This is a genomic window from Serratia sp. Ag1, from assembly GCF_000743355.1.
Lineage (GTDB): Bacteria > Pseudomonadota > Gammaproteobacteria > Enterobacterales > Enterobacteriaceae > Chania.
In genome coordinates, this window is sequence record NZ_JQEI01000003.1 from 420,690 (window position 1) to 431,447 (window position 10,758).

Sequence of the window (10,758 nt, forward strand, 5' to 3'; positions counted from 1 at the left end):
AGATTTTAAAAAATAATATTTATCAAATAGATAAAAAGCTAATTTACCGGGTTACAAAGCACAGCGCATAATGTTCCGATTCGTCATCACCGACAAGGAGCGCTATGTCACTTACAACCCCACCCGCCGTGCTGGTTATCAATGATGCCAGCATTGACGATATGGCTGCCATTCAACAGATTTACGCCCATCACGTATTGTATGGGCCCGCCTCATTCGAAGAAACCCCACCTTCACCAGATGAAATGCTGGAACGTCGCAACAAGGTATTGCTGGCTGGGTTGCCGTGGTTGGTCGCCAAACTGGATGGAGTCGTGGTGGGATACTGCTATGCCACGCCATATCGACCACGCCCCGCTTACCGCTATACGGTTGAAGATTCAGTTTATATCGCCGAAGGTATGCAAGGGCATGGGATCGGTAAAGCGCTACTCAGCACATTGATTGCCCGCTGTGAACAAGGCCCGTGGCGGCAAATGCTGGCAGTTATTGGTAATGCACAGGGCAATGCAGGCTCACTGGCGCTACACAGTAAACTGGGGTTCAGCAGCGTCGGCACCCTGAATGGTGTAGGCTTTAAATTCGGTGGTTGGTTGGATACTCACATCATGCAACGCCCGTTGAGTGAAGGGAGTCGTACGCTTCCAGTTACTGACATTCGGCCTTAATGGAAAATCACCTGCCGCTACCCGGCAGGTGATACAGAACGGTTATTCGGTCTGATTATTTGCCAAGCGCCCATCTTTCTGGCGACGATAATCGCGCGCTGCCGCCGGGATTGGCGTCACTTTACCGGTTTCAATCCAGGTGCGCAGGCGGTTGGCATCCGCAAAGTGGGTATATTTGCCAAACGCATCCAACACCACCAGCGAGACGGGGCGGTTGCCAATCACGGTGCGCATCACCAGGCAATGCCCGGCCTGATTGGTAAAACCGGTTTTGGTCAGTTGGATATTCCACTTCTGGTTATAAACCAGGTGATTGGTATTGCGGAACGGCAAGGTATAGTTGGGATCGCTGAACGTTGCCATACGTTCAGTGGTGGTACTCAACTGACCAATCAGTGGATATTGCTTGGTCGCCAGCAGCAGCTTGGTAAGATCGCGCGCGGTAGACACGTTATGAATTGACAGCCCGGTCGGCTCGACATAACGGGTATGGGTCATACCCAAAGATTTGGCTTTGGCATTCATCGCCTTAATAAAGGCGTTATAACCACCAGGGTAATGGTGGGCAAGGCTGGCAGCAGCGCGGTTTTCTGACGACATCAGCGCCAACAGCAGCATATCTTTGCGGCTGATTTCACTGTTCAGGCGCACACGCGAGTACACTCCTTTCATTTCCGGCGTCTGGCTGATATCCACCGACAAAACTTCATCCAGCGGCAGATGGGCATCCAGCGTTACCATTGCCGTCATCAGCTTAGTGATCGACGCAATCGGCACCACTTCATCCGGATTACGCGCATAAATCACTTTATGGCTTTGCAGATCAAGCACCATCGCACTGCCAGAAGCCAGTTCAGGCTGGGTAGCGTGTAATGTTGCCGTTTTTTCACTGGCCAGCGCGCGCGGTACCAGACCGATACCTGCGTGCAGAGCAAGCAGGGTTAAAGCCAAAACTCGGATTTTCACATGCATTTCTCTTAACGGAAAAAGAAAGAAAGCCGTACCCACCATACTTCAAGGTCCTTGGGCCGTAATACGTTGAATTATAAGTGAGGGATATGAAGTTAGCACAGTGCTTGTCTACAGCTATTTGTGACAAATTCTGTCGAAGAGAAAATTGTGTAAACCGCGAGCGCACTGCCCTGTACGCCCGCAGAGCAAAAGTTACAGTGCTGTTTGCCAAGCCGATTGCGGCAACAGATAAACTCCGGCTGGTTGCTGCGCACCCGCCCCGACGATATGGCCAATCCCCGCCGCCATCACCGCCAAGGTAACATCAAAAGCGTTCAGGCTATCGCCATAACCCGCCGTCAGGTTAAACATTGAGCCATTCGCCAGTAGATACAAGGTTTTTTCTGCCAATGCATAAGCATTAACAAACGGCAGCGGTTCGCTGCACGGCAGGTTTTGCAGGAAGCCAACATCAATCTCTTCCGCTACATGGCCCACATTGAGGATAAATACCCCATCTTTCGCTTGCTTAAGATGCTCGGCAGACAGCACATTCTTCGCCCCGGTTGCCGTGGCAATCACGTCGGCCTGCGCCACGGCAGCAGCCAGATCGACAACAGCCCAACCGTCGTAACGCGCCTGTAACGCCCGCGCGGGGTCGATTTCGGCCACTATCACTTGCCCACCGTAAGCTTTCGCGGCAGCGGCCACGCCTTGGCCCACCAGGCCGTAGCCAATCACCAGCACGCATTTTTCATGCAATGTTAAGTGGGTAGTCTGGAAAAAGGTGTGCCAAGCGGTAAGCCCAACCATATGCCGGTTATGCAACCCCTCTTTTACGGGCAGATCATCCCAGTTAAAAATCGGGTAACGCGGCGCAATGCCCCCTAAACGGTTGATGCCCGAACCGGTAGCCTCCAGCCCGGCCTTGATTTGCGGGCCGCTTTCTGACTGATGCAGACGCGTGGTGAGATCGGCCCCCATTTCACACAGGTGAGTCGGGTTCCAGGCCAGCGCCCGATCAAAAGATGCCGACCAATCAGCCTCCCCCATGTTACGCCAGGCATAGGCTTGCGCCCCATGGCGTTCCAACCAGGCCACAACGTCATCTTGCACCGTCGTTGGATTGCAGGTGGTGAGATAAACTGCCGCACCTTTGCCCAATAGCCCCGCCACCAGCGGTGCCATTTTCAAATCCAGGTGCATATTGCAGGCCAGACGTACACCATGCAGATCGGGCAATGCCGCAACCGCCGCCCTTGTACGTGGCATGTTGCGCATCGCCCAACTCAGCTCACTGTCAAAATCCTGATACATTTGTCACTCCTCTGCTGCACCAAACAGCCGCACTTCCCAAGGGGATTTTCATCATTATCTTACAACAGAGGCGTTTCTATTACCTTTCACGTTGTTGATGACCAGCAAGTAACTCGAATTATTTGGGGATAGATTGGGGGAAGGGATAATTTCCCGCTTAACTGAATGGATAAGCGGGAAATTATCATAGACACAGGGCAATAACAGGATAGTAAATGAAAATCAGCACAGATTAGAACAGATAGCGAGCACCCAACACCACTTCGCTGGAAACCAGACGAGCTTTCATTTGTTCGTCTTTCAGCCCTCTCACGTTGTTGAAGTCATTAAAACCACTTTCAACATTGCCCAGATCAACGTAACGGTAACCCAGATCAAAGCTCAGGCGTTCAATGGGGGCATAGCTGACACCAGCACCAAGAGAGTAAGCCAGATTGGTTTGAGTATTTGAGCTGTACTGGCGAGAGGTATTCCCCTGCCAACCCTCAGATTCTACTTTGGCAATACCCAGGCCCAGGGTGCCATAAATCGAGAAGTCATAACCCAGCGCATAGTCACGGTAAGCATTGAGCATCAAACGTTGCACATCCACTTTGTGGTGGTTAAAGCTGCTGGCAAAGGTGGTTGAACCGCTGGTGTATTCGCTCTTTTTCTTGAATACATATTCCCCTTCGGTACGCCAGCCATTACCAAACTGATAACCCGCCGCAACGGCACCATTAAAGAAGTTCTCTCTTTCGTTACCGCTGACAAAACTCCCTACGCCCGGACGGCTGCTGGTATCCATATTTTTTGCAGATTGTTCAACATGCAGTAACTTCAATGAACCGTAATAACCTTGCAGAGAATCATCGGCGAAAACCTGGCTGGAAACCGCCGCTAAAGAAATAACCAATACAAGAGGTTTAATATTCATGCGTTCCTCACTTTAATAAGAATTAATGATGATGCACAACATCGCAGTTTGGCTTATTTCGCATCATCGCAATCGATTAAATTAAAATAGCCAGACTGGCGCGAGGAAACAATCAGGTCGATTACCTAAGCCCCTAGGTATAAATACCTAGAGCCATCCTGAGGAGCATAATTGTTGCAGATATTCAGAGTCCTGATCAGATTAAAAAACAACCTGTCGGGATCGGCTATTATTCCGTATTGTTAGCCAACAGCCCACCGTAAATAGTAATCAGCTTAACCAAAGAGTTAACCTCCAATTTGGCAAACAGATTGGCGCGATGGGCTTCTACGGTGCGCGGCGAAAGGGCCAGATCACTCGCCATCTCTTTACTGGACTTACCCTGCATAATCAGCAGGGCTATTTCATATTCGCGGGCAGACAACGTACTGAGCTTCTCTTTTAATTCGGCATTTTCTTTGTGCTGTTGCTGTAACCGACGCTGATGTGCCAAAGCTGCACCCACCGTTTCGATCAATAAATCCGCATCAATAGGTTTAGTCAGGAATTCAAAAGCACCATTTTTAAACGCCCGACGGCACAATTCGATATTACCGTGGCCGGTCATAATAATAATCGGGATTTCCAACCCTTGCCGTTGCCATTCTTCCAGCAGCATCAACCCACTTTTACCCGGCATGCGGATATCCAACAGCAAACACCCCGATAAACCTTGCGGGTGCTGCACCTGTTGCTGAAAATCTAAAACGTTTTCATAGGTGAGCGTCTGCCATCCCATCGTGGCCAATAATGAACTGAGCGAACAGCGGATCGCCTGATCGTCATCAATCAGATAGATAAACTGCTCCATCACTCCTCCTGAGCGTTAAAAGGGAACCACAAAGTGAAACAGGCACCCTGCCCGGCAATATTCTCTGCGTTAATGCTGCCGTGCAGGCGTTGAATTAACGTTTCGGCCAGCGCCATGCCTAGCCCCAATCCTTCTGGACGTGTGGTGAAAAAGGGCATAAACACCTGTTGCAATGCCTGTTCAGAGAGCCCCGGCCCACCGTCCGTAATCACCAGCGTAATCCCGTGCTGCGCAGCCGTTGCCTCGATCGCCACCCAGGCAGAACCGGCCACGTTGTGCTGCTGCGCCTGAATAGCATTCGTGAGAATGTTGTGGAGAATTTGCTCAACCCACAGCGGTTCCGCCTGCAGATCGGGTAGCTGCTCTGGGAGGCGGTTGATGATTTTGACCTTCCCGATTTTGATTTCGTTTTCCAATAACATGGTGACACGCAGCCAAATCTTGCTCAGATTAACCGCTTGGAACGCCACCTGATCGTGGGCCAGTTTTTGCCGAAACTGCAGCAATAACGCGCTGATACGCTTGATTTGAATGACAGCGGCATCCAGCAACGGCGGCACCTGATCCACCTGCTGTTGGTTAATCAGGCGCAGCGCGGCCTGGTTATAGCTCAGGATCGCCGTCAAAGGTTGGTTCAGTTCATGAACAATGCCGGTGGTGATTTCCCCCATCGCATTCAGCCTTGTCAGTTCAGAAAAATGCTCACGCAAAACGGCAATCTTGCGCTGGCGCTTTTGCACGCGATACTGGCTGGTAAAATAAACGATCCCTGCCCAACCGAGTGACGAGAGCAGCAATAACAACCAAGGCAAGCGCGCCCAATCCGGATCGCTGTTGGCAGAGAGATCAAAAGGTTGCAAAGCGCTCGTCAGCCTTTTATCCCATTGCCAATAAGCAGGCTGCCAGTTGCCGCCTAATTCAATCAATGGTGCATTTTGCCAGTTCAGACGAACATGTCGAAAATAGTGGCTTTGTGGCAGCTCAGCCAGTAACTCATTGAGATCGATCAGCAATGCGAAGTGTTGCGCGTTGAGCCAATAAGTGCCATTGCCAGCGGGCAACAGCGTATTACTTGATTCAGCGGCTGGCAGCGGTTTCCAGGCAAGAATCTGGGGAAATTTGTCTTGGATCGCTGAAGGATCGCTGGTTACGGAAAGTAATGAAAGAATGGTTTCATGCTGCGCGAGTTTGACCGTGATATCACGATGTAGAATACGAAAATCAATGGATTGCTCTTCATATTGCTGCTGCAACGCATAAACAATCAGCCCACTGCCTGAGAGTAAAGATAACATCAACCAGATACCGACTTTGAGCATAATAATTCTATGTTATCCCTGAGTTTATTTATTAATATGGTGTTGAGGGAGCCGCCCCTATACCCAAAATAATTCGAGTTGCTTGTAGGCGGCCAGCAACGGAGACCCCAGGAGCATAGCCCACTATGTGACTGGGGCGACGGTGCGCAGCCAACACCCAAGCAACTTGAAGTATGACGGGTATATTGCCCCGTCGGCGTCTGGTTGCCATCAATAATAAGGAATAAAATGACGGATCTTGCCCACTATATCACGCAATATGGCTATTGGGCGCTGTTCATCGGCTGTCTGCTGGAAGGCGAAACCATCACTCTGCTGGGCGGTATTGCGGCACACAACGGGTTTCTGCGCTTACCGCTGGTGATTGTGGTGGTCGTGATCGGCGGCACGCTGGGCGACCAGATACTCTATTTCGCTGGCCGTTACTTTGGTAACCGGGTCATTTCACGCTTGCAGAATCATCAGCACCGTATTGAGCGTGCACAGCAACTGATTGCCCGCCATCCGATGTTGTTTGTTATCGGCGTGCGTTTTATGTATGGGTTTCGCATTATCGGCCCGGTATTAATCGGCGCCAGCAAGTTGCCCCCCTCGCTGTTCATTCCGCTGAATATTCTCGGCGCAATCTTGTGGGCCACACTGTTTGTGCTGCTTGGCTATTTTGGCGGCCAGGCTATAGGAAGTTTCGTCACTGGTTATGACAAAAAGCTCTACAGCCTGTTGTTTTGCGCGCTGGTGCTCGCCGCCATCTTCTTGTTGCGCTATTGGTGGCGGCGCAAGCGTAAAGCGTAAGTTATTTATTGAACATCAGCTTGAGGCCCAGTAATGCCAGAACGCTACCCCCCAGACGATCGAACCAGGCCTTGAAGCGCAAATAAATACGGCGTGGGCGGGGTGATGACAGCACAAATGCCACAAAGGCATACCACAGCAAGTCGACCGCCAAGGCAATGAGCGGCAGCACAATATACAACACCAGTGGAATGGTATGGCTCAGTAGTGCGGCAAACACGCTACCAAACACAATGGCAGTATTTGGGTTACCCAACTGTGTCAGCAAACCAGTGGTAAATGCACGGCGAAAGCCCAACTGCAACCCGCCAGCCGTCTCTACCGTTAACGGCTGGCTAGCCCCGCGTAACATTCTGAATGCCAGATAGATCAAATAAGCTCCACCCAACATTTTTAGCGTGGTGTAAAGCCAAGGTAACGCCAGCAGCAGCGACTGCAAGCCCAACAGGGCGATCAATGCAAAGACAAAACACCCCATCCCCATACCTAACGCCACAGCCATCCCATCACGGCGTGATGATGCTACTGCGGTACGCGCCACCAGAATAAAACTTTGCCCAGGGCTCATCGCCCCCAACGTAATCGCGCCGGTAATGCTCAATACCGACAACATTGTTTCGCTCATCATGTCCCTGATCTCCACAGTATCCAAGGGTTTAAATTTGCGCGTCAATCAACACAAAAGCAACGGAAAACATCACCATCAAATTGGCCAGATAAACATAAATTTTTCTGAACCCTGCCAGCCACGGCTAACGCTGCCATCCGCTGCAACACAGCACTTTTTCCCCCTTTTATTGCAGGATTAATCCTGTTTTACCGCCGATGTGACCGCAGTCAAATTTAAGCCAAACTGTATTAGCAAGTTAAAAAAACGTTCTTCGCGGGTAATATTTTGATACCCGAAAAATATAGATTAACTCATGAACACCCTGGTTTTTTTTAAACTCCCACCTGAATTCATGGAAAGAAATATGAATAAATCAATTAACTGCATGAATCACCCGGATAAAAAAACGCTAAAACTCCTCTCTGGGCTACTCTGTTTCTCTGCACTCACCCTTACTGGATGCGACAACAATTCCAGTACCTCGCAAAACGGCGATAAAATCGAGCATTTGCTGGCGCAAATGACATTGGAAGAGAAAACCTCTTTCCTGCACGGAATGGTTAAAGGCTTTGATATGTCGGACTTTGGCGACCCGGAAAACAAAGCCAACGTCGGCTTTATCCCTGGGGTACCCCGGCTCAATATACCCCCCTTACGGCTCACCGACGGCCCCGCTGGCGCACGCTACACCAAAGGTTTAACTACCGCGATGCCCGCTCCTGTCTCACTCGCGGCCAGTTTTAACACCGAATTGGCCAAGCAATACGGCGCGGCCATCGGCGCAGAAGCCCGTGCGATCGATCAGGATGTGCTGCTCGCCCCGATGGTCAATATCGTCAGAATTCCAGGGGGCGGGCGTAACTTTGAGACCTTTGGTGAAGACCCGCTGCTGGCCGGAGAAATGGCCAGCGCAGAGATTACCGGCATCCAGAATCAAGGGGTGATGGCCACCATCAAGCACTTTGCCGCCAATAATCAGGAAACGGATCGTATGACCATCAACACCATCGTTGATGAACGCACGATGCGCGAGATTTATCTGCCAGCCTTTGAACAGGGGGTTAATGCCGGTGTTGCCTCCTTCATGTGTTCCTATAACCGCTTGGCTATCGACGGCAAGAACAGCGATTACGCCTGCGCCAACAAGACGTTGCTGACGGATATTCTGCGCACCCAGTGGAAGTATGATGGCTTCGTGATGACGGATTGGTATGCCGTTGTGTCACCTGGTTTGCAAGGTTTGGAAGCACTGACACCAGCCCCACTGAGTGCCGGTCTGGATATGGAAATGCCGGGCGGCAATATGTTCGGCCCATTGCTGATTGATGCCGTGCAAAACAAGACAATGCCGGTCGCTACGGTCGATAAAGCGGTGTATCGCATTCTGACCCAAATGAACAAATTCCATTTGTTGGATGGAACGCCACCGGCCAAGAAAACCATCGATCAGTTGAAAGAGCAGAATAGTACTATCGCCAAAGAAACCGCGATTGAGGGGGCCGTGTTGTTGGTTAACAGCAACAACGCGCTCCCGTTGCAGGCTAAAAATGTCACATCACTGGCAGTGATTGGCCAAACGGCGGCCAGCCTCAATTATGGTGGCGGCGGTAGTTCACGCGTGAAACCGCTCAATATGAAAGCGCCACTCACGTCGATTGAAGAACGGCTTTCCAGTGGGCAAGTCAGCTATCAACCCGGTGTTGATCTCGACGGCATCGCTATCCCGGCGTCCGCATTGAGCCACGATCAGGGTCAACCAGGGCTGTTGAGAAATGATGGCTCTATCGACAACGCACTCGATTTCACCACCCTTAATCTCAACCCGTTAGCCCCCAACGGTAAGCAACAGATCGCTTGGTCCGGCAACCTGACAGCACCAACCACCGGTGATTATGAGCTGAAGGTTCAGGTTAAAAATGGCGGTGCCAGCCTGAAAATCGGTACTGGCGATCAAAATGGCGATCCGCAGATCGCGATTGCCGACAGCAGTTCGGTTTCTTTTGCTGATATCTCGCTGATCTCTACCCGTGATGGCCTGCAGTGGGCAGGTTACAAAATCCACCTTGAAGCAGGTGTGTCGCTGCCGATTACCGTCACAACCACCCCTGGCGTTGGCAGTGACTTTGCCACCGATCTGGCCGATCCGTCGCAGCCTACCAGCCTCAGGTTGGCGTGGATGACCCCGGAGCTGAAACAACAGCGGTTTGACGATGCCGTCAACGCCGCCAAAAACGCTTCAAACGTAGTGCTGTTTGCCTATACCGAAGGCAACGAAGGGAAAGACCTGATTGAATCGCTCAACCTGCCCGAAGATCAGGATGCCCTGATCCAGGCGGTGGTAGAGGCGAACCCTAATACGGTGGTGGTGTTGAATGTGGGTTCATCCATCGAGATGCCTTGGCTGGATGGTGCGCACAAACCCGCCGCACTGCTGAACATGTGGTATCCCGGCCAGGAAGGAGCCGATGCCACGGCAGATATTCTGTTTGGCCAGGCATCGCCAGGCGGGCGTTTGCCGATCTCGATACCATTCAAGCTGGCAGACTATACCCCGGCCAATGAGCCGCAGAGCTTCCCTGGCGTAGACGGCACAGTGATCTACGAAGAGGGAATATTTGTTGGCTATCGCTGGTACGATCAACACAGCGTCGCCCCACGTTTCGCGTTCGGCCATGGGTTGTCTTACACCCAGTTCACCTACAGTGAACCCACCGTGACCGCCACCGCAGACGGCTATAGTGTCAGTTTCTCGGTCACCAATAGCGGGGCAACTGCCGGTGTGGACGTTCCGCAGGTTTACCTCGGTGCCCCTGCTCAATCAGCAGTACCGATGGCGAAAAAAGCGCTGGCCGGGTTCAGTAAAGTGAAACTGGCCGCCGGAGAAACCACCAAAGTAACGATCCCGATCGCAAAACGCGCGCTGTCTTATTGGGATGTCAACACGGCACAATGGCAGGTTGCCAAAGGCCAGCGCGCCGTGTATCTGGGTGCCTCCGCCAGCAGCGTAGAAGAAATTGCGCAAATTCAGGTAGCGGAATAGGGACTTGCTCCGTGCCCAGGTTGGTGATAAGAGTGAAATATCTTCGGGTATTTCACTCAGGTTGCTGACAAAGTTAGATAGTAGGGAGAGCGTGCCGAAGGGGTCGTAGCGGCGTAAGCCGCCGGAGTGCCCCTCGGTGCGCTAGGCCCGGGTATCTCGGGTTAAAAGACCACTTTGTCATTAAGCTCAGTGAAATACCTTCGGGTACTTCACTCTCCCTTGCCACGGATCGCGGTATAACAGCATGAATGACAGCAAAACGGTTTCTAATATTGTTTCCCGCTCTATGTTTTCT

9 protein-coding genes are annotated in these 10,758 nt (G+C 51.5%); 3 read left to right on the top strand and 6 right to left on the bottom strand.

The window, feature by feature from the left end:
- The first annotated feature begins 104 nt into the window (after positions 1-104).
- Positions 105-668 (top strand): GNAT family N-acetyltransferase, encoded by a 564-nt coding sequence (locus IV04_RS03190; RefSeq protein ID WP_037396976.1) that lies wholly within the window; start codon positions 105-107, stop codon positions 666-668.
- Between the two features lie 42 nt (positions 669-710).
- On the opposite strand, the gene pbpG is transcribed toward IV04_RS03190, so the two are convergent.
- From pbpG to IV04_RS03215, 5 genes are all read right to left on the bottom strand, one after another.
- Complete coding sequence (pbpG, locus tag IV04_RS03195; RefSeq protein ID WP_037397326.1) at positions 711-1,640, bottom strand: D-alanyl-D-alanine endopeptidase; 930 nt, start codon at positions 1,638-1,640, stop codon at positions 711-713.
- Between the two features lie 192 nt (positions 1,641-1,832).
- Positions 1,833-2,936, bottom strand: a complete 1,104-nt coding sequence (locus IV04_RS03200) for an adenosylhomocysteinase (RefSeq protein ID WP_037396974.1) — start codon at positions 2,934-2,936, stop codon at positions 1,833-1,835.
- 232 nt (positions 2,937-3,168) lie between these two features.
- Entirely contained in the window at positions 3,169-3,852 is a 684-nt protein-coding gene (locus IV04_RS03205) for an outer membrane protein (protein WP_051916624.1), read from the bottom strand.
- Between the two features lie 229 nt (positions 3,853-4,081).
- On the bottom strand, positions 4,082-4,702 hold the full coding sequence (locus IV04_RS03210) for a response regulator transcription factor (protein ID WP_037396971.1): 621 nt from the start codon (positions 4,700-4,702) through the stop codon (positions 4,082-4,084).
- Positions 4,702-5,997 (bottom strand): sensor histidine kinase, encoded by a 1,296-nt coding sequence (locus IV04_RS03215; RefSeq protein ID WP_235212856.1) that lies wholly within the window; start codon positions 5,995-5,997, stop codon positions 4,702-4,704. Before IV04_RS03215 ends, IV04_RS03210 begins: the two co-directional genes overlap by 1 nt.
- Before the next feature lie 252 nt (positions 5,998-6,249).
- Here IV04_RS03215 and IV04_RS03220 point away from each other — a divergent pair, with 252 nt between their 5' ends.
- Positions 6,250-6,813: a DedA family protein gene (locus IV04_RS03220; protein ID WP_037396966.1), complete on the top strand. Its 564-nt coding sequence runs from the start codon at positions 6,250-6,252 to the stop codon at positions 6,811-6,813.
- Position 6,814: 1 nt separating this feature from the next.
- Here the strand turns inward: IV04_RS03220 and IV04_RS03225 are convergent, their stop codons facing one another.
- On the bottom strand, positions 6,815-7,438 hold the full coding sequence (locus IV04_RS03225; RefSeq protein WP_037397322.1) for a LysE family translocator: 624 nt from the start codon (positions 7,436-7,438) through the stop codon (positions 6,815-6,817).
- A 349-nt stretch (positions 7,439-7,787) separates the two neighbouring features.
- Between IV04_RS03225 and IV04_RS03230 the strand changes: the two genes are divergently transcribed.
- The gene (locus IV04_RS03230; RefSeq protein WP_051916626.1) at positions 7,788-10,463 is read left to right on the top strand and encodes a glycoside hydrolase family 3 protein; all 2,676 of its coding nucleotides are present in this window, start codon (positions 7,788-7,790) and stop codon (positions 10,461-10,463) included.
- The last annotated feature ends 295 nt before the right edge of the window (positions 10,464-10,758 follow it).

Bases quoted from the DNA above. Each gene is read 5' to 3' on its own strand.
- IV04_RS03200 (WP_037396974.1), bottom strand. From the start codon at position 2,936: ATGTATCAGGATTTTGACAGTGAGCTGAGTTGGGCGATGCGCAACATG.
- pbpG (WP_037397326.1), bottom strand. From the start codon at position 1,640: ATGCATGTGAAAATCCGAGTTTTGGCTTTAACCCTGCTTGCTCTGCAC.
- IV04_RS03215 (WP_235212856.1), bottom strand. From the start codon at position 5,997: ATGTTATCTTTACTCTCAGGCAGTGGGCTGATTGTTTATGCGTTGCAG.
- IV04_RS03205 (WP_051916624.1), bottom strand. From the start codon at position 3,852: ATGAATATTAAACCTCTTGTATTGGTTATTTCTTTAGCGGCGGTTTCC.
- IV04_RS03220 (WP_037396966.1), top strand. From the start codon at position 6,250: ATGACGGATCTTGCCCACTATATCACGCAATATGGCTATTGGGCGCTG.
- IV04_RS03225 (WP_037397322.1), bottom strand. From the start codon at position 7,438: ATGAGCGAAACAATGTTGTCGGTATTGAGCATTACCGGCGCGATTACG.
- IV04_RS03230 (WP_051916626.1), top strand. From the start codon at position 7,788: ATGAATAAATCAATTAACTGCATGAATCACCCGGATAAAAAAACGCTA.
- IV04_RS03190 (WP_037396976.1), top strand. From the start codon at position 105: ATGTCACTTACAACCCCACCCGCCGTGCTGGTTATCAATGATGCCAGC.
- IV04_RS03210 (WP_037396971.1), bottom strand. From the start codon at position 4,702: ATGGAGCAGTTTATCTATCTGATTGATGACGATCAGGCGATCCGCTGT.